Here is an 18,401-nt window from a genome sequence, read left to right as displayed (position 1 = left end):
CTCAGAAATACCCCTCGCGCTTCTTCTTTTCCATCGAGCCGGCTTCATCGCGGTCGATGAGGCGGCCCTGGCGCTCGGAGGTGCGCGCCGTCAGCATCTCGCCGACAATGGCTTCCAGCGTGTCGGCGTCGGATTCAATCGCGCCGGTCAGCGGATAACAGCCGAGGGTGCGGAAGCGCACCAGGCGGTTCTCCACCGTCTCGCCGGGACGCAATTGCATGCGATCGTCATCCTTCATGATCAGCATGCCGTCGCGTTCGACCACCGCGCGCTCCTTGGCGAAATAGAGCGGCACGATCGGGATGTTCTCCTGCAGAATGTACTGCCAGATGTCGAGCTCGGTCCAGTTCGACAGCGGAAAGACGCGGATCGATTCACCCGGCGCGATGCGGGTGTTGAAGATCTTCCACATTTCAGGCCGCTGGTTCTTCGGGTCCCAGACATGCTGGGCGTTGCGGAAGGAAAAGATGCGCTCCTTGGCGCGCGACTTCTCCTCATCGCGCCGCGCTCCGCCGAAGGCGGCGTCGAAACCGTATTTGTCGAGCGCCTGGCGCAGCGCCACGGTCTTCATCACATGGGTGTGGGTGTTCGAGCCGTGGTCGAAGGGGTTGATGCCGTCGCGCACACCGTCTTCATTGACATGGACCAGAAGGTCAAAGCCGAGCTTCTGCGCCATCTGATCGCGAAAGGCGATCATCTCGCGGAACTTCCAGGTGGTGTCGACATGCAGGAACGGAAAAGGCGGCTTGGCCGGATAAAAGGCCTTCATCGCCAGATGCATCAGCACGGAGGAATCCTTGCCGACGGAATAGAGCATCACCGGCTTGGAAAAGGAGGCGGCAACCTCACGGAAGATGTGGATGGATTCGGCCTCGAGCCGCTGCAAATGCGTAAGCGCGATGTTCATGGACTGTGAGCGTTCTCTCGTGCCATCCAGACCTTGCATCAGATGCATCGGGCGTCTTTTTCAGCCGCCCGGTTCAAGCTTCACCGCTGGACACTATCGGTTCGTGCCGGCGTTCTAGCAGATCGCTACATGATATAACAACGCTGGAAAGGCCGGCGGCCAAGCCGTTTGGGAACGAATTTTCCAGGAAAAGCCCAGAATCCGGAAATTCCTGCCCGGCAAATTGATTGCCTTCAAAGGTCGGGAAAAATATTGCCGGAACCCTGGGAAAACGGTCGGGCCGGTGGATGCTTCCGCTATGCGATGCGGCCACGCCACCGATTTCGATCGCTGCAAGATCCTCTCCGCACTATCGAAAACCGGACCCAGCCGCTATACCGGCTCCTGAACCCGCGCGGGGCGGGATGCCGCAAAAGCCGCCGCCAAAACACCGTCCGTCGCCAAGCGACCCCAGCCCATTGTGAACCAGAGCATTGACCCCGATTTCCACTATCAAGCAGCACCTCTCGCCGTCTCGGATCAACATCACCTTCTCCATTCTCTGCTTCCTTTGCCCGCCTGTGCTGGGGTCGGCGGTCAGCTTTGTGTTCAATGGCGGCGGCCTGTGGTCGGTGTTTCTGCTTGCGCTGAAAAGACGGCGTTTCAACATCGACCGGCCGATGATCGCGATGACGGTGGCGATCTATGCCTATTGCGCAGCCTCCGTGCTCGCCTCCATCGTCAACAGTTCGATCGCCAGGGATGCGCCGCATCTGGCGGGGCTGATCACCTTCCTGTTTTTCCCCGTCTCATACGCGACCTGGAGCATTACCGAGAAAACCACGCTGGCGCGCATCGTCGTGCTGGCGAGTGCTGCCGCCTGTTTTGGCGCCCTGCTGCTGGGAACCGTGCAATATTACTGGCTGGGCATGCGGGCCGAAGGCGGCGCCGGCAATGCGATCGTGTTCGCGACCGTCGCCTGTCTCGGCATGATGATGTGCCTGGCGGGCGTCTTGTCGGGCATCGAAAAGAACAGGGTCCTGCTGGCCTGCGCGACACTGGCCGGTGCGGTCGCCATCCTCCTTTCGGGGTCGCGGATCATCTGGCTGGCGATGCTGGTGGCCGGCATCGCCGTCCTGCTGATCAACCGTCGCAAGCTCAACAACAGAAACGCCATTCGCCTCTTGCTGATTGCGGGCACGACCGGCATCCTCATCGCTGTCGTTGGTTTCCCCATCATTTCCGAGCGCGCGGCTTTCCTGTTCAGCGACTGGGATGCGCTGGCCACGAAAGGCGACCACACCACGGCGCTCGGCTTGCGCGCAGCACTTTGGCAGATCGGCCTTAGCGCCTTCCACGACATGCCGATTTTCGGTCACGGCATTGCTGCGAGCCGTGACCTGATAAAGCAAGGCTTCCACGACCAGTTCAACATGCCGTCTACGGGCTTCAGCCATTTCCACAATGGCTTCCTGACCGCATTGGTGGAGGCCGGGTTGCTTGGCGCCATTACGCTGGTGGCTGTGTTCGTCGTTGCTGCGAGAAACGCCGCCATTGTGCTGCGCAACAGCACCGACGCGATCGAGCGGTTCGGCGCCACGATGATTGTCGTTACCGTGATCACCTATCTCATCGGGGGCTTGACCGGCATCCTGGTCGGCCATGATATCCTTGATTCGACATTGATGGTGTTCCTGGTGTCCGGGACCTACCTTGCTTCGGGCCGGCAACAGGCGCTGCCGGAACAGCGGACGCCACAGGCAAGCCAGCCATGAAAGTGCTGGTCACAGGCGCGACGGGTTTCATCGGCAGGCAGGTCGTCAACCAGCTTGGCGAAGCCGGGTTCGAGGTGCGCATGGCCTCGCGTCACCTGGAACAGCTCGATCCCGCGAGCGATGCGGTCCTGTTGCCGGACGTCGAGGCGCCGGCCCAGGCATTCCAGGCGCTGATGCTAGACATCACCCATGTCGTCCACTGTGCGGCGCTCAACAATGACCGCAAGGCAAGCGAGGCCGATTTTATGGCCGCCAACGCGACACTGACCGCCCAGCTGGCGCACGCCGCGGCCCGGCGGGCAAGCGGGCGCTTCATCTATCTCTCATCGATCCGGGCGGTGGCCGGTCCTGCTTTCAGCGGCACCATCGACGAGGCGACACCCCCTGCCCCGCAATGCGCCTACGGGCGCTCCAAGCGCGAAGGCGAGATCAGGATCCTGGAAGCCTATGCATCGAGGCCCGCCGATGCGACGGCGCTGCGGCTGCCGCCGGTCTATGGCGAAGGCATGAGGGGAAACCTGCGTGGGATGATGCGGCTCGCAGGCACTACACTGCCAGTGCCCGCTGGCCTTCTAACGGCAGTTCGTTCGCTGATGTCCCGTGACGCATTAGCCGGCGCCGTGGTGCATCTTTTGACCCGTCCCAAGCAGCCGCGCCCGACCTATGTCCTGGGCGATGCTTCTCCGGTCGCGATGTCCGAAGTCATCACCGCATTCCGCCACGGGTTCGACATTCCGGCCCGCTCTCGCCTCATGTCGCCTCGACCGTTCCGGTTGTTGGCCACGCTGCTTGGCAGACGAGCGTCGTACGAAGCGTTAATGGCGACACAGATCTGCGACCCGTCACCGCTGGTCTCGGAAGGCTGGATGCCGGAAACCGACACGCTCGGCCGACTTGAGGAACTCGCGCGAAAGGCCCATCAGGCCCGGTAGATTGTGCCGAACAGGATTTTGACGTCGAGGCCCACCGACGCCATCCTGAGATATTCGGCATCGGTTTCGGCACAGAGTTTTGGGTCGGACATATCGATGCCTTTCATCTGCGCAAGCCCGGTAATGCCCGGAACCGCCGCAAGCACGCCCAATTGCCTGCGGCGTTCGATCAATTCCGTTTGCGTGGGCAGGCATGGACGCGGCCCGACCAGGCTCATCTCGCCCTTCAGCACATTCCACAGCTGCGGCAGCTCGTCGATCTTGAATTTTCGCAACACCGCGCCGGCGGCAGTGACGGCGTTTGCCGGCGCCTGATGCGAGGGCAGAGACGGCGTTCCCACAACCATCGTCCGCAGCTTGCGGCAGCGAAACAGCACGCCATTCTGTCCGATCCGGGTTTGCGAAAATAATGCGGGTCCAGGCGACGACAGCCTGATCGCCAGCATGGCAAGCAGGATGACGGGCGAGGTCAGCGGCAAGAGGACCGCCGCCACGACGAGGTCGAAAACTCGCTTGGGTCCCCTCATGGCCGTCCCTGCATGCTCTAGATCCGCCGCCAGATGAAGGCCAAATAGAGCCCAAGCGTACCAGCCAGCGTCTGCCGGTAGACGCCGCTTTTTCTGAGAAGACGCAGGCGTCGCAAGACACCGCCCTTGCGCGCCCTGATGAACAGGCCGAGGCAAGCGGCGGCATCCCTGCTGAGGATGTCGCGATTGACCGCCAGACCGCTCAGATTGTGGTCGGTCCAGATGGCGAACTCGCCCTTGAACAGGCGCCCCAGCCGCGACAGCCGCGCCTTCCACGACACGTTGGCGCCGACCAGGTTCGCCTCATGCTGGCGGTAGCGCACCAGCGGCCGAGGGTCATAGCGAACTATGCCGCCGGCGGCGGTGACGATCAGATAGGTCCACCAGTCATGGCTGACGAACTCGGTCCTTGCCGATGCCTTTGCCAGCAACTTTCGCGCCGTGCGGTTGATCATCATCGTGTTGCCGCCGGCAATGCTTTGCACGAGCGCGTTGCGAAACGAGGGCGGCTTCAGGAACAGCGGCGAATGCCCTTGCGCTGCTCCGGTTTCGGATATGGTCGCGGTCCTCGAGCAAAACAGCAGCGGCGTTCCGGCATCGTGGCCCTGCATCCAGGCGATAGCGCTCTCCAGCCTCTCCGGCTCCCAGATGTCGTCCTGGTCGCAGAAGGCGTAGTAGTCGGCATCGATGCGCGGATCGATGATCATCGAGCGGAAGTTGGCGGCAAAGCCCTGGCGAGGACCGTTCACGAGGGTTAGCTGCCCCTTGGACCAGCGGCTCTGCCAGGGGCCGATGATGGCAGCGGTGCCGTCCGTCGAACCGTCGTCGGAGATCCAGAGGTCAATATGGGGATGCGATTGCGCAAGCAGCGATGCGAGCTGCTCGTCAAGGAAGGCCGCGCCATCTTTCGTGCCCAGCAGCACGGCCACACGCTGATCTTGTCTGCTCACTGGTTCAGAATCATCTGCAAACGCCTGGGACCGGCCATCGGATTGGTTTCAATAGCCAATCCCGGTCGATCAGGACAGCTTGTTTGTTGTCAGCAATTCCCGACGGAAAAACCGCTTCACACTTTTCCTGGAATTGCTCTAACCCGCTTGTCCGACCGTTTTCGCAATGGTTTCCCGGTGCGTGTCGGCTGGAGGCTGTTCGGCCTGATGAAGCCCGGCCATGACGGCGAGCGCTGCTGCCTTGTCCTGGTCGCGCATTGCCGCCTGCAGCGATGTCAGCGCAACCTGCACCTTGGACCATCCCACGACATCGGTTCGCAGGCCGAAGATCTTGGGGATGTCGAGTGCGACGATCTCTTCACTGCCGCCATGCAGCACCTCGTGAAGCTTCTCGCCCGGCCTGATCCCGGTGAAGCGGATCGGAATGTCGGTGTAGGGGCTTTTGCCGGCCATGCGGATCATGGTTTCAGCGACTTCGAGGATCGGCACCGGCTTGCCCATGTCGAGCATGTAGATGGCGTAATCGTCCTTGCCCTGGCGCCGCTCGGCGTCGGCCGCCGCCATGATGACGAGGTCGACGGCTTCGGCCACCGTCATGAAATAACGGGTCATGCGGCGATCGGTGATGGTGACCGGACCGCCGGCCTCGATCTGCGCCTGGAAGATGGTGGCGACCGAGCCGTTGGAGCCGAAGACATTGCCGAACCGCACGGCGATGAACTTGGTGCCGGAGCGACGGCCATTGGGTTCGGTGGCGTGCGTCTCGTGCAGCGAAGAGACGATCTGCTCGGCGGCGCGTTTTGTCATGCCGAGCACCGAGGTCGGATCGACCGCCTTGTCGCTGGAAATCAGCAGGAACTGCGGCACCCCGCATTTGGCGGCAACCTCGGCGCAGACAAGGGTACCCAAAATGTTGGTCTGGATCGCCGATTCCCAGTTTTCCTCGAGCAGCGGCACATGTTTGAGCGCTGCGGCGTGGAAGATGATGTCGGGCTTGAAATCGCTGACGACGCGGGTGATCTGGCGCCGGTCGGTGACATCGACGATACGGCTCTTGAGCCGGACATGATCCTTTTCGTCGACCTGCTGGTCGAGCTGGAAAATCCCGAACTCCGAGATGTCGGCGACCAGAACCGCCTCGGCGCCAAGTTCCAGCGACCGCTTGACCAGGATGCGGCCGATGGAGCCGGCGCCGCCGGTCACCAGCACGCGCTTGCCGCTGACGAAGCCGCCAATGCGCTCGACGTCAGACGGAACCGTGGAACGGCGCAGGATGGTTTCCATCTCGACAGCGTCGAGAACCAGCTTCCCGCCCTGCCCGAGTTCCGAGACGCCGGAGAACTGGACGACGGCGATGCCGCTGTGGCGGGCGACACGGACCAGCTCCGAATACTCCTCGATCTCGCGTTCGGTGCCATTGCCGAAAATCAGCATGTCGAGGCTTTTGGTGCCTCTTGCATATTCTTCCAGGACCTCGACCAGGCGGGGCCGCACACCCACCACCGGGACGCCCTGGATCTGCCTGCCCAGCGGCGCGCCGTTCTCGATGGCCATGATGCCGGCGATGGAATATTCGGCCGGCTCTGCCGTGCGCGTGAACCGGATGATGACGTCTGCTTCGCCGAGCCTGCCCACGAACAGCGCCTGCTTGATCGCCACATTGCTCGCATTGCGGCTCAGGATTCGCCAGCTCGCCCCGTCGCGCAGGAACCGGTAGTAAAGCCGGGGCGCCGATATGATGGTGAAGGAGACGAGGAAAAAGACGATGAACTGGCGCTCGTTGAGGCCGGTCACCGGCTGAAACGATCGAACCGCCAGCGAGACGACATAGAGCGTGGCGGTCAGGATCGCGCAGCTCTTCAGAATGTTGAAGAAGTCCGGCGTGGAGGCGAAACGCCACACGGTGTTGTAGAGGCCGCAATAGCGAAACAGGATATGGCTGAGAAGAACAATGCTCACCCAGCACGCCAGGCCCGGCCAGGAGAGCGCATCGAATGAAAGTCTCGACTGCGAAAGCCCGAGACTCAGCGCCACCGCAACCAGGACCATGACCAGGTCCTGGATCATTATAATGGCGCGCCGCATCTTCGGCCGAAGTCCGGATACGACTTCTACATAGGATGTCATTGGGTAGTACTGAACTCCAGGCGCGAAAGCTCTGCCGTCAGATTGGCGGCGGACCGACCAGTCCGTCACCACTCCAAAGCACCAAATCCCCAAGCCCATGACCCGCCTATCGCATTAGCGTGGAGTCGGATGTATCGCCAGTTGTTTTTGACGAACACGTGATCAAAGGTGTAGTTTGCTTCACACAAGTCCCACCCGGCTTAACTGTTGGCCTTTCTGGACAATTGGACAGATGCAACAGACGTTGCTAATGGGTCGCCCTGGATATTGAGACCGGCTTCAATAAGCCGCGGTGCGTTGCCATATGGCCTCCGCAATGGCTATGAAGTGTCCGCTCGCCTCAGGCCGCTTTTGGCCATATGAAGCGACAGAGAATGGATTGCGACCCCCGAACGATGATTGCGGCACTAAACGGCGCTGTCGACGATATCAGCAAGGCTATGAAGCTGCACCGGGTCTGGGTTGCGCTTGCTCACGAAGACATCGGCGACCAGCATAGGCGCACGACGCTTGGCCCACTTTGGCTGCTGGTCAACTACGTAGCGTTCGTCGGCACGTTCGTTTTCGTGTTCCAGCCTGCCGGCAAGGATGCTGCGGGCTATTCCGCCTATGTCGCAATCGGCCTGATGGTCTGGTTCTACCTGATGGAAATCATCTCCTTGAGTGTTTCCCTCTTCCAGCGTGAGGAGAGCTTCATAGAGGGCACGACCCTGCCCCTGTTTGTGTACGTGATGCGGATGACGGTTCAGTCCGTCATTCGCGTTGGCTATGCGATCGCAGGTTGCATCGTGATTCTGCTCCTGAGCGGCTCGGGACTTACCCCCGCATGGCTATGGTCGCTTGCAGGGCTACTCCTGATCCTGTTCGCCACTCCAGCCGTCATCACGGTCTTCGCCTTCCTCGGCGCATTCTTTCCCGACAGCCAGTTCATCGTCGGCAACATCATGCGAGTCGGGATGTTTTTTACGCCTGTCTTCTGGATCTACAGCGGACAGGGCGGCATACAAAAATACGCCTATAACTGGAATCCATTCAGCTATTTCCTGGAAATCGTGCGCGAGCCGATCACGAACGGCGCGTTTCCGATGCAGGCATTCGCCGTAACGGTCTATATTTCCTTATTCATGTGGGCGATGGCATTGTTGCTGCTTGGCCGATATCGCAGGCAAGTTGTTTTCCTGATTTGAGTTTTTTCGATGGTCTCTATCAAGCTGGATAACGTCAGTCTGGTCTACAAACTGCACGAAAAGCTGACACTTTCCGCGCCTGACCGACGCATGGGTGGGCCAGGCGGCAGAATCGAGAGCTCAGGCAGAAAGCAGTTTGTGCAAGCCCTTGACGGCGTCAGTTTCGAGCTCAAGGCGGGCGAGCGACTGGGTTTGGTCGGCCCGAACGGAGCCGGTAAGACTACGCTTCTCAAGGTGCTCTACGGAATCTATGAGCCATCGGGGGGAAGCATCGCTATAGAAGGCAAGGTCGACGCGCTTTTCAACATCAACATAGGCTTTCGACGCGAAGCCACAGGCCGCAGGAACATCGTCCTGCGCGGATTGATCAACGGGTGGACAGAGGCCGAGATCGAAGAAAAAATGGAGGGTATTATTGCCTTCAGCGAGCTCGCCGACTTCATCGACCTCCCGTTCAAGGCTTACAGCCAAGGCATGGCAGCCAGGTTGGCATTTTCAGCGGCGACCGCGCTTGAGCCAGAGATCTTGCTGATGGACGAGTGGATCGGCGCCGGCGATGCTTCGTTCCAGGACAAAGCCAAACGGCGCATGGACGAACTGGCGGAAAAGGCAGGTATCATTGTGCTGGCCAGCCACAGTGAGTACTTGATCCAAAGCGTTTGCACAAAAAAGCTAACTCTCAAAGGCGGGCGGGTCGACACCATGGAAACGACCTGAACGCGCGCCCGGCCGATGCCATGCCCTGATAATTCCTACATTGCCGGCTAGACGGATGCTGCTGGCATGGCCAGTAGACACTTGATCAGAGGAAGCGATCCGTGACTCGAACCTGGGACAATTGGGATGTTGATGAAATTGCAGAGGAAATTCAGTCGATTTGGCAGAATTCGCCGATCGAACATGCGCATCGCGAAGAGCTCGTTCAAGTAGTATCGGTCCATATAGATAGCCACGCACTATCGATTCTTGAAGTTGGTTGCGGTACCGGCCTCATCTACGAAAAACTGATCGGTAATATCTCTAGCGATTCCAGCTATACGGGAGTCGACTCATCTTCAAAAATGCTGGAGATAGCGAGAAGAAATTTCCCAGAAGCCGAATTTCTTTCGGGAGATGGTTACGATCTCAGTTTTGGAGATCAGGAATTCGATGTTGTCCTGTGCTTCGAAGTGCTCGGCCACATTCCCGAGATAGAGAAATTCGTAGCTGAATTGCTTCGTGTCGCGCGGAGAACCTGCATTTTCACGACTTGGCCAAGCAGCGGACAGGAAATCGTTGAAAACCACGAAACGATTGGTGGTGTTCAGTTTCTACACCGGCAATACCCAGATGCCCTTATCCGGAAGGTCATCCGCACCGTAGGGGCGAAGGACTTGGATGACATCAGGTCGGTCAGCCTTCGCTCCGGCGGGCAAGCCTACATTGTTACGCGTCATTCCTGACCGCTGCCGAGTGCAATCTGGCGGAAGTGTGCGCGTTCGTCACGGATTTCACGTTCACGCTGCGCCTATCGAGATCTTGCGGCCTTCGCCATTGCGCAATTTCCAACGGAAAGCGCTTCGCGCTTTTCCCGGGAAAACCACTCACACTTTCCTGGAATTGCAGTAGCCGCAGTGACCGCGGCTACTCGAATTTCGCGAAAGGGAACCGCTTTAGCGCGCCGTAGATCACCGTTGGCCGAACCACCTCATAGATGGTGACCGGTACATCCGCCTCGTGTACGAAAACCCTGAGGCGCCATCCGGCCTCAAGGTCATGAAAAGGCGTGTCAAACGAAAATCTTGCGGGGAGGCCCTCTTCAATATCGGCGAGTGGTCGGGCCACGGTGCCCAGAATCTCATCGTTCCTGGACACAATCTCTACGCCTACGAGCCCTGCCTGCGCCCGAACAAGTGGCGCTATGCCAAGATGGACGGCCGATAGGGAGGTGAGCGCGAAATGAACGGTATATTCTCTATAGGATATACTTGAGAGATCCTCGCTCAGGCGCAGTTCATCACGTCGCATCCGGCCGAAGTGCTGATGGCTGAAACGATCAAGCGGATCGAAAACAGAGGAAACCATGTCCCACATTTCGCTCGACCGCCGAGTGACGGCTCTCGCAAGCCTGAGTGGACGCGAAAAATGTTGGGCCTCTACCTCCGAATGAAGCCTGGCAATCGTGGAAGCCACAGCGGGCTCAAATCTCGCTGAGGGCACGTCCCGTTGAGCCATCGAGACCTCAGCGACCGCCTCGATCGGCTTCGCGGACGCCGCCCTACTGAATGCAGTCCCGTAAAGGTCCATCAATTCAGCACGGACGTAGCCTGAACGTCCCAATATGCTTATCGTCCGATAAGCACTTCTCAACATCTCAGCCCGCCGCACAACTGAATATCCAAGAAACTCCTGAACGGCCTTCGCCAGCTCCTCCGGGGACGCATCCCTGGCAATCAACCCGCTGTAGCGATGCCTAAGCAATTCTGATACGCCGCCAACGCTAGGCGATACGACGGCGACACCAGACGCCATGGCCTGAAGCATCGTCTGCGGCATGGATTCGTCCAGAGCGGAAATGAGCAACACGTCGCAACTTGCGTAGAACCGCTCCGGGTCAGAAACGAACCCATGAAAGATGACGTGGTTTTCCAGACCATGTTCCGCCACATAATCGCGGCACTCGTTGGCGTAGTCGACGCGAAGGTCATCGTAACCTATTACGTGGACCGTAACGTTGTGCCCGGCCTTTTGCAGAAGTAGCGCCGCCTTGATGGCGGCGAGTTGATTCTTGCGAGGCTGCAATGTTCCGGAAACGACGATCTGCAGCGGATCCTTTATTGAAAAGTTCCGATCCTCTCGTGCCGCGAATAGCGAAAAATAGATATCGTCCACGGGGCACACGATACGACGCACGGCGACCCCGGATTCTTTCTTCCATCGCTCCCCATGTGCTGTCGAGGAGCAATGAACTGCATGGGCGAAAGCGTTTGTATCGGCGCCGTCGTAGTATTGATGAACGCTAGCGGCGATTGGAACCCCAAGCTCCAATCCAAGTGCCGTCATAGCTGGCTGCCAGGTGGCGAAATGAACAAGGCCTACATTGTGTCCAACCAATCTTTCGCCAATGCGACGTGCATCCTGCCGATCTCTCTCTTGAGGCGACCGGATTTTGGACGCGTCGACACGGTCCATCCCGTTCTGCCAGCTTTCCTCCAACAGTGGGGCATCCTTCGTTGCCTCACGCCAGAGACGAGCAAATTCCGGTCCAAACCTCTCGCTCTGCGGAACCAGACCCACAACGCTGAAACCGAAGGAGGAAGCTAGCGCAGCATGCCGTAGCAAATGAAGAGTTGCGCCCCCCAGCGCGGCCTCATGAAACCCAAAGAGGATTGCCTTATCCTTCAGGCGCGAATGAAGTGCAGTTGCGGCGAGCGCACCGAAAAAATCGTAGTATTGAATCTCCGTGGTATACCGACCTTCTACATATGTACGAGCCATTTCCAAAATCTGGTCCCGCTGTTCGGCCTTCAACTTGATCAGACCTTCAATGGCGTCTGCCCAGTCGTCAGGCCTATTGCTCACCTTGACGCAAACCGAGTCAGGCAAGCGGCTATAGGGCGCGACATTGCTCATCACGCTAATCGCGCCAGCGACGACCGATTCTAACAATTTGACAGGGCTCTTACTCCGTTCCGCACGTGTTTCACCCTCAAGAGGCGTCAGTGAAAGATCGAAATAGGTGCCGGTCAGTTCAGAAAGATAATGATCATATGAATGGGTGAACGGCTTGAAGTGAACATCGCAATCCAGGGCAGGACAATCACGCGGATCGATCCCCCAAAAATGAAATTCTACCTCATCCTTATAAGCGGACGCCACGCGCTGAAGGCCGGGCCAAATCTTGGTTAGAATATTTCTACGAAATTTATTACTAAAAATCGCAATTCGAAACTTCCCAGACCTTTTGTAGTCTCTCCTGGCGACGTACCTGCCTTGTATGTTTGTGCTTAGCTTAATAATATGGGAGTTATAAATCGAGAAATCTTCAATGATCTCATCGCTGTATCCAATCACGGCATCGGCCGCAGATATCTGGGCCACTATGCTTCGGTATCCCGGCGTACCAGGCGCGATGGCGGAATGTTCCGGCCCCACTTCATGGAAGCGGAGCATGTTATCATCCATCAGATAGGCACACGGGATGCCCTCGCGCCCCTTGCCGGCCAATAATTGTTCTGCCGGGCCCACAGTACGGTAGAGGATTGCTATGTCCGTGTCCGACGTGTCGAAACGCGGCACATCTCGCTCTCTGACGAAGGTACTGCTGAAGCCTCTTTGACTTTCAAGGTTCTCAAAATTGCGAACGGCCACATCCACAGACGTGCTATAGTCTGGCTTCGATACCAGTATGCGCTTGTGTTCCATGGCCCCAGACGCGGCGACTGCCAGCTCTGACGGGGTCAAATAGCCATTGAACTTGGAAATAAATGGCAGAGCTTCTTCTCTATAATATCTCCGTATCTCGGCCGTCGAGAATCGGTTCTTCCAATGTTCGGCACCAATCAGGTCATAGCAGGCAATATTGCCAGGCTTCAGCTGATTGTCTCGCGCAAGCCGCAAGTATTTCAAGGTCTGGGTAAAATCTGACCGCACATCCCGGCCGAGCGAGTTCTCCATGTCGGCGTGAACGATCGAACATGTCGCATCCACCCATTGAAATGGCGCACTTCTTCCGAAACGCAGCCAGAGGTCGTAGTCCGAGTATCGCCTGGCCGCCACATGAGGGTCGTACATGCCATGCCTTTCAAAAAGAGCAGCATGGTGAATTACTGAGTTATTTGCGATATAGTTGCCATGCTGGAGGAGTCCATAGTTGAACTCCTGCCCAAGCACGCGCAGAAAGACGTCGCCTTCGCTCGTCGCACGATAGGCGTCGCAACTGCCATAGGCGACGCTTGGAACAGCTTGTCGCTCAAGCCAAGCCATGCGCACCTTCAGGCTGTCTTCCGTCCAAAGATCATCGTCAAACTGGTAGGCAATGTACTTGCCGCGCCGGTGAAGCGCGGCCTGATTAACGCGCAAGGCTGGCAGACCACTGTTGTACCCATATGAATGTATGATGACCCGAGGATCGGCAAGCTGGTACTCGCTTAGCACGTCGGCAGTTCCATCGCGCGAGCCGTCATCCACAATGATCAGCTCGAAATCGCCATAGCTTTGCGAAAGCACACTCTCGATTGAAAGCCGTAAAGACCCGTTGGCACGCGCAAAAGTAGGGAGGATCACCGTCACTTCGGGTGCCGCCTGCCCTCTGTCGATGTGGCTGATGGAAAGATCATGGCCACAATCACCGAATCTCATATTTCCTCCGAATTCTGCTATCGGACAAGCATCGCGCGCCGCCACACCTTGCCACAAAGCGGAATGTCTATCGCTGCGATGACTCGTATCCAGCTACCACTTCTGGCGTATCGCCATCCATAACGATACTTCCCTTCTCTATCCATATAGTTCTGGCGCAAAAACTCTTTAGCAAATCAAAATTGTGAGAAGAGAAAACAAGAATCTTTCCCTGCTCCATGAATTCAAACATACGACGCTTGGCTTTCTTCGCAAAACGAATATCTCCAGCACCCATAACCTCATCTATAAGAAGTATTTCTGGATTTATGCTTGTTGACACTGCGAACGCGAGGCGAATGAACATACCCGCGGAATATGTCCGGACAGGGTACCCCAGGAACTCGCCAAGCTCCGTAAACTCCTCGATCTCCGGCAGCTTCGCCTCGATCTCACCGGGCGTCATGCCAAGCAGCAAGCCGCGGATGCGGATGTTGTCTCGACCGGTTTGATTCATCTCGAAACCGGTTGCGAACTCGAACATCGGGCAAACATGCCCTTCGGTTTCCACAACTCCGCTGGTCGGCGCGTAGATACCGGCCATGACCTTCAGCAGCGTGCTCTTTCCCGCGCCATTGAGACCGATAAGCCCCACCCTCTCGCCCTGCTCGATCGCAACAGTGACATTCTTCAGAGCTTCAACCGCATAGGCGCCAGAGGCCACTCCCCCGCTGCGCCTTCTGGTCAACCGGCCTATTAGCCCATCGCTGTTCGTATCGCCGGTGAAAAGCACGCCGGCGTTGCGTAGTCGTATGAAGTTCTGGGTCAAAGGAGGAACACCACTTTCTTATCCAACCGCGAGGCCACGTACCAAGCAATTCCATACAAGACGAGAATATATGCAACCACAAATTCGTATGAAAAAAGTGGAGCGAAGCCTCCAGACAGAATTGGATGACGAACGATATCGATCAAGTGGTAGAATGGGTTAACCATATACACGAGTTCTAGACCGTGATTCTTCAGGACGCTGGCCGGAACGACAATCGGCGTCAGATAGAACACGACCTGCAACACTCCCGATAACGCATGCGGAAGATCGCGGAACGCAACGCCAAGGTATGAAAATATCGCTATGTGGCCAATCAGAGCAAGATACAGTAAAAACAAGCCAGGAATTGCCGATGCCCATCCAGTTAGCCAACCTATACCAAGCACAATCTGAACAATACCGATTGCAAACAAGCCAATCGCAAAATTCATGCTGCTGCTTACCAGTGATCTCATAATATATATCTGCTTTGGATATGAGAACTGCTTGATGTAACCCTCTGCATTTATGAAAACCATGCCGGCGTCGACCACCGAGGCGGAAATCAACCCCCAGATAACGAAACCCAGCATCAGGTAGGGAAGGAAGGCCCTCAGGTCTTGCCCGAACATGACGCCGTAAACGAAACCTATCGCCCCCACATAGAGTCCAAGGTTGAGAAGAATCCACAGCGGGCCAACGAACGAACGGTGATAGCGCCGCTTGATGTCTTGCATGCCGATAAAAAACCAGACGCGATGAAGCAGCAGCGAGCGCAAGACGTCACGGAGCAGCCTGTTCTTATCCGCACTCGAATAGCTGTGTTTCATAAGCCGTACCGATTTTGCCGTTTCGCTTGAGTCGCGCCACCATGGAGGGCGATTCCAGCACTGCGTTGCAGCGCTTCTCGACCGTGGCCGGCGAGATGTTGCAGGTGGAGGCGGCAAGACCATGGGCGCGTTGCCAGTTGGCAAAAGATCATGCGGCCGGACAACCTGTCAAGAGCGCACCCCATATGATGGAAATAAAACATTAAAGACTAACTAGTATTTTTCGGATCATCTTCTTAGCGACAAGATAACATCCTCCATCCCGATAATTTACCAGCAAATGAACCCTATACCTCTCGACCAATCCCCATAATTTTCTCCATCTAATTTTTATCAATCTAAGCTTCTTGGCATTTTTTGGGCGTTCTTTGTCAATTTTCAAGAATAAGTCGGACCACTCTTGAGAAACCGTATTCAAATCATAGCGCTTATGCACATCGTCAAACGCAACACCAACCAATTTACTTCGTCTTTCTGGAAAACTTATTAGCATTGATACCGCGTTAAGCCACTCTTGCTCTGTATTCTCGACAAGCAATCCTGTCTCCATATCCTTTACGACGTTTTTATACGGAATAATATTTGAATATATTCCAGCTATACTGAGTGCGCCGTACTCTCGGTACTTGTTATCCGTCTTGCTGCGGTTTGCCTCATGGTCGATCAGAGGCGCCAAGCCAATCGCCCAATTTCTCGAAGTCTGGAATTTTATGTAGGCGCCGTAGTCGCCAGTGTGCGGAAAAAACCGAACTCGGGCGCCGGCCACGACTCCCTTTGGAAGGACGCCGGCGAATTCGAATACCGCTTTTGGAAATCTCTCCAGGATCGGCTGAATAAGCGGCGATATCAAACTCAGATCAGCGACCCGCGAAGGGCTTCCCGCAAAGCCGATTCGGATTTCGTCAGCAGAAATCGGAGATGAGCCGTCAATGAGTGAAAAATCGAAAAACGACGGCAGCACTGTCACGCGGGGATTAAAACTTGATACGAACCTGGCCAGCTCGGGGGAGTTTACGATAACGGTCTCAGCATGAGAAACCATAAACTCCAACGATTTCCTGACAATTGGGTGCCGATAGTACAATGCGAGAGGATTGTCTCCAACAATTCTCCAGAAGTTATCATCGATATAGTATGCATATGGCCGGCCTGCATCGGAAAGTAGTTCTGCCCATGCCGAGGCCTGCGGGTCAGCACACCTTACAAACATTGGGATCGTATTTTGGGTAAGGTCACCTATTTGCAGCTCAGTTAGAAGTTTTACTTCGTGATCGACTCCACGAGCCCGACAAGCCTCCATGATTTGCTCAAGCAAATATGTAGTGGCTATTTTTGCCTCTATGATCATCAAGACCCTGGCCATGTCGAGATCACATAGCCCGGCCCGGAGACGTCAGCATGAAGTAGTGCGTCGCGGTCATGGAGTGCTACCTCGACCCAAGCTCATGCGGATCAAGCCATCGGAACGGCCTTCCTCAATAAACCCCTCGCGCGTGTAAAGGCGAATAGCTTTTGTATTTTGCTCCATAACCTCAAGGAAGAGATAGGAGAGGTTCAGGAATTGCGTACCGAAGCGAACGATCTCTGCGCACGAACGGCCGATATATCCTTTGCCGGCCATTTCCGGCGCAACCAGAAATCGGCCGACTTCAGCGCTCCGGGTGTTCTCATCGATATCGTAAATGGCGCACTGGCCGGCCGGTTGGCCATTCGCTTCCACCAGGAAGAACAAATCATTTGGCTTTTTGAGGTAGCTTTTGTACCAGGCGATATGCGCGGCGAGGTCGATCTTGTCGGATGTCTTGAACCAGACACGTGCGTCGTCACGATTGCGCCAGTCAAGGATTGTCTCGAGATCCCGCTCTTCCACGAGCCTCAAGACAACTGTGCCGTCTCCGAAAGGGGCGATTTGCGGTTTCATTGGGCGTATTTGAGAACCAAGTCGCAAATCTGATCGACATCGGCCTTGGTCATACGAAGATGCAGTGGCAGCGAAATGATTTCGTGGCTTGCCGCGGCGGCATTCGGACACGTGCCGGCCGCAAAGGCATACATCCGGTAATCCGTGTTGTCGCGATAGTGAACTCCCGGATAGATTCCATGCTCGTTGAGGGCAAGCATCAGATTGTCGCGATTCTGAACCCGTATCTGGAGAAGGTGCTGGGCGGTTTCGCACCCTCGCACGGTCGGCACGACCCTGACATGGTTGTGCCCCTCCAGATGCTGGCGGTACCAGACGGCTAGCTGGCGCCGGAACGAATTGTCTATGTCGAGATACTTCAACTGGACAATGGCAATCGCGGCCATAATCGAGTTGCCGTGATATTTATGGCCGATCTCCTCGACGTCATACATCCATTTGTAGGCACCCTGGGAAGCGGTGCGGGCATACGTATCCTTGTTGATGCCCAGCCAGGTGAGTTTGCGGACGCGCTCATCGTCCTGGGCTTCCTTGAAACAGATCATTCCGGAATCGGCGGTTGGAAGATTTTTGACCGCCTGGAAACTAAATACCGACACATCGGCGTCGTCGCCAATGTGCCTACCGTCGACCCGAGTACCTGACATGTGGGCCGCGTCGAGCACCAGTTTGATGTCACGCGCGCGACAAATCTCCAATATCTTCTGATACTGGCCGACATTGCCTCCCATCCCGACGAATATCAGCGCCTTGGTCTTGTCGGTGATCCGCTCGAGCACGCTTTGCGGGTCGAGGCAAAGATACTCATCAACATCGGCGAAAACCGGCTTGAGGCCAGCATACAAGATGGCATGGTTTGTCGAAACGAATGTCAGCGGCGTTGTTATGACCTCGCTCTCGTCATCCCATCCGTATTTGGACTTGAACAGCTGGAAAGCCAGATGAAGCCCGACGGTGTTGGAATTCAGAAAATGAGCGTGCGGGAGGCCCGTATAGTTCTTCCATGCCGTTTCAAATTCGGCAGTCTTGAAACCTAGTCCGGTCCACCCTTTTTCCAGGCACTCACGGATTCCTGCAAGGCATTCCTCGATGCGGAAACTCGGTACGAAAAGCTGAACGCTCATAAAGTCTCTCCG

General features: G+C 56.7%; 16 protein-coding genes. 6 read left to right on the top strand and 10 right to left on the bottom strand.

The window, feature by feature from the left end; all coding sequences use genetic code 11:
- Position 1: 1 nt before the first annotated feature.
- Positions 2–907: a sulfate adenylyltransferase subunit CysD gene (gene cysD / locus ACWGTO_RS05575; protein ID WP_454573856.1), complete on the bottom strand. Its 906-nt coding sequence runs from the start codon at positions 905–907 to the stop codon at positions 2–4.
- A 473-nt stretch (positions 908–1,380) separates the two neighbouring features.
- On the opposite strand from cysD, the gene ACWGTO_RS05570 reads away from it, so the two are divergent.
- Together ACWGTO_RS05570 and ACWGTO_RS05565 are read left to right on the top strand one after the other, a co-directional pair.
- On the top strand, positions 1,381–2,661 hold the full coding sequence (locus ACWGTO_RS05570; RefSeq protein WP_454573855.1) for an O-antigen ligase family protein: 1,281 nt from the start codon (positions 1,381–1,383) through the stop codon (positions 2,659–2,661).
- Positions 2,658–3,593, top strand: a complete 936-nt coding sequence (locus ACWGTO_RS05565) for an NAD-dependent epimerase/dehydratase family protein (RefSeq protein WP_454573854.1) — start codon at positions 2,658–2,660, stop codon at positions 3,591–3,593. Before ACWGTO_RS05570 ends, ACWGTO_RS05565 begins: the two co-directional genes overlap by 4 nt.
- Here ACWGTO_RS05565 and ACWGTO_RS05560 read toward each other — a convergent pair.
- The 3 genes from ACWGTO_RS05560 to ACWGTO_RS05550 all read right to left on the bottom strand — a co-directional run bounded on the left by ACWGTO_RS05560 (position 3,581) and on the right by ACWGTO_RS05550 (position 7,197).
- A complete protein-coding gene (locus ACWGTO_RS05560) occupies positions 3,581–4,120 on the bottom strand; it encodes a sugar transferase (protein ID WP_454573853.1) in 540 nt (179 codons plus the stop codon). The two genes, ACWGTO_RS05565 and ACWGTO_RS05560, sit on opposite strands and share 13 nt — an antisense overlap.
- A 17-nt stretch (positions 4,121–4,137) precedes the next feature.
- Entirely contained in the window at positions 4,138–5,070 is a 933-nt protein-coding gene (locus ACWGTO_RS05555; protein ID WP_454573852.1) for a glycosyltransferase family 2 protein, read from the bottom strand.
- A gap of 138 nt (positions 5,071–5,208) precedes the next feature.
- Positions 5,209–7,197 (bottom strand): SDR family NAD(P)-dependent oxidoreductase, encoded by a 1,989-nt coding sequence (locus ACWGTO_RS05550; protein ID WP_454573851.1) that lies wholly within the window; start codon positions 7,195–7,197, stop codon positions 5,209–5,211.
- A gap of 395 nt (positions 7,198–7,592) precedes the next feature.
- Here ACWGTO_RS05550 and ACWGTO_RS05545 point away from each other — a divergent pair, with 395 nt between their 5' ends.
- The 3 genes from ACWGTO_RS05545 (at position 7,593) to ACWGTO_RS05535 (ending at position 9,826) form a co-directional block, all read left to right on the top strand.
- On the top strand, positions 7,593–8,384 hold the full coding sequence (locus ACWGTO_RS05545) for an ABC transporter permease (protein WP_454573850.1): 792 nt from the start codon (positions 7,593–7,595) through the stop codon (positions 8,382–8,384).
- Positions 8,385–8,393: 9 nt separating this feature from the next.
- Positions 8,394–9,101, top strand: coding sequence for an ABC transporter ATP-binding protein (locus ACWGTO_RS05540; RefSeq protein WP_454573849.1), 708 nt, complete (start codon positions 8,394–8,396; stop codon positions 9,099–9,101).
- A 101-nt stretch (positions 9,102–9,202) separates the two neighbouring features.
- Positions 9,203–9,826, top strand: a complete 624-nt coding sequence (locus ACWGTO_RS05535; protein WP_454573848.1) for a class I SAM-dependent methyltransferase — start codon at positions 9,203–9,205, stop codon at positions 9,824–9,826.
- A gap of 181 nt (positions 9,827–10,007) precedes the next feature.
- Here the strand turns inward: ACWGTO_RS05535 and ACWGTO_RS05530 are convergent, their stop codons facing one another.
- From ACWGTO_RS05530 to ACWGTO_RS05520, 3 genes are all read right to left on the bottom strand, one after another.
- Positions 10,008–13,724, bottom strand: a complete 3,717-nt coding sequence (locus ACWGTO_RS05530) for a glycosyltransferase (RefSeq protein WP_454573847.1) — start codon at positions 13,722–13,724, stop codon at positions 10,008–10,010.
- A gap of 67 nt (positions 13,725–13,791) precedes the next feature.
- Positions 13,792–14,532, bottom strand: coding sequence for an ABC transporter ATP-binding protein (locus ACWGTO_RS05525; protein ID WP_454573846.1), 741 nt, complete (start codon positions 14,530–14,532; stop codon positions 13,792–13,794).
- Positions 14,529–15,344 carry an ABC transporter permease gene (locus tag ACWGTO_RS05520; protein WP_454573845.1) on the bottom strand — a complete coding sequence of 272 codons (816 nt, stop codon included), beginning with the start codon at positions 15,342–15,344 and terminating at the stop codon, positions 14,529–14,531. The genes ACWGTO_RS05525 and ACWGTO_RS05520 overlap by 4 nt, the downstream gene beginning before the upstream one ends.
- 41 nt (positions 15,345–15,385) lie before the next feature.
- Here ACWGTO_RS05520 and ACWGTO_RS05515 point away from each other — a divergent pair, with 41 nt between their 5' ends.
- The gene (locus ACWGTO_RS05515; RefSeq protein WP_454573844.1) at positions 15,386–15,550 is read left to right on the top strand and encodes a hypothetical protein; all 165 of its coding nucleotides are present in this window, start codon (positions 15,386–15,388) and stop codon (positions 15,548–15,550) included.
- Here ACWGTO_RS05515 and ACWGTO_RS05510 read toward each other — a convergent pair.
- Genes ACWGTO_RS05510 through ACWGTO_RS05500 form a run of 3 tightly spaced genes read right to left on the bottom strand, consistent with a single transcriptional unit; the run spans position 15,547 to position 18,389 of the window.
- Positions 15,547–16,707 carry a glycosyltransferase gene (locus tag ACWGTO_RS05510; protein ID WP_454573843.1) on the bottom strand — a complete coding sequence of 387 codons (1,161 nt, stop codon included), beginning with the start codon at positions 16,705–16,707 and terminating at the stop codon, positions 15,547–15,549. The genes ACWGTO_RS05515 and ACWGTO_RS05510 overlap by 4 nt on opposite strands.
- Positions 16,708–16,761: 54 nt before the next feature.
- Positions 16,762–17,265 carry a GNAT family N-acetyltransferase gene (locus tag ACWGTO_RS05505; protein ID WP_454573842.1) on the bottom strand — a complete coding sequence of 168 codons (504 nt, stop codon included), beginning with the start codon at positions 17,263–17,265 and terminating at the stop codon, positions 16,762–16,764.
- Positions 17,262–18,389, bottom strand: a complete 1,128-nt coding sequence (locus tag ACWGTO_RS05500) for a DegT/DnrJ/EryC1/StrS family aminotransferase (RefSeq protein ID WP_454573841.1) — start codon at positions 18,387–18,389, stop codon at positions 17,262–17,264. The genes ACWGTO_RS05505 and ACWGTO_RS05500 overlap by 4 nt, the downstream gene beginning before the upstream one ends.
- Between the last annotated feature and the right edge of the window lie 12 nt (positions 18,390–18,401).

The organism is Mesorhizobium sp. PL10 (assembly GCF_053714315.1).
This window is presented reverse-complemented; position numbering and strand designations above follow the sequence as displayed.

Bases quoted from the DNA above. Each gene is read 5' to 3' on its own strand.
- ACWGTO_RS05550 (WP_454573851.1), bottom strand. From the start codon at position 7,197: ATGACATCCTATGTAGAAGTCGTATCCGGACTTCGGCCGAAGATGCGG.
- ACWGTO_RS05565 (WP_454573854.1), top strand. From the start codon at position 2,658: ATGAAAGTGCTGGTCACAGGCGCGACGGGTTTCATCGGCAGGCAGGTC.
- ACWGTO_RS05505 (WP_454573842.1), bottom strand. From the start codon at position 17,265: ATGAAACCGCAAATCGCCCCTTTCGGAGACGGCACAGTTGTCTTGAGG.
- ACWGTO_RS05540 (WP_454573849.1), top strand. From the start codon at position 8,394: ATGGTCTCTATCAAGCTGGATAACGTCAGTCTGGTCTACAAACTGCAC.
- ACWGTO_RS05560 (WP_454573853.1), bottom strand. From the start codon at position 4,120: ATGAGGGGACCCAAGCGAGTTTTCGACCTCGTCGTGGCGGCGGTCCTC.
- ACWGTO_RS05500 (WP_454573841.1), bottom strand. From the start codon at position 18,389: ATGAGCGTTCAGCTTTTCGTACCGAGTTTCCGCATCGAGGAATGCCTT.
- ACWGTO_RS05520 (WP_454573845.1), bottom strand. From the start codon at position 15,344: ATGAAACACAGCTATTCGAGTGCGGATAAGAACAGGCTGCTCCGTGAC.
- ACWGTO_RS05515 (WP_454573844.1), top strand. From the start codon at position 15,386: ATGGAGGGCGATTCCAGCACTGCGTTGCAGCGCTTCTCGACCGTGGCC.
- cysD (WP_454573856.1), bottom strand. From the start codon at position 907: ATGAACATCGCGCTTACGCATTTGCAGCGGCTCGAGGCCGAATCCATC.
- ACWGTO_RS05530 (WP_454573847.1), bottom strand. From the start codon at position 13,724: ATGAGATTCGGTGATTGTGGCCATGATCTTTCCATCAGCCACATCGAC.
- ACWGTO_RS05510 (WP_454573843.1), bottom strand. From the start codon at position 16,707: ATGGCCAGGGTCTTGATGATCATAGAGGCAAAAATAGCCACTACATAT.
- ACWGTO_RS05545 (WP_454573850.1), top strand. From the start codon at position 7,593: ATGATTGCGGCACTAAACGGCGCTGTCGACGATATCAGCAAGGCTATG.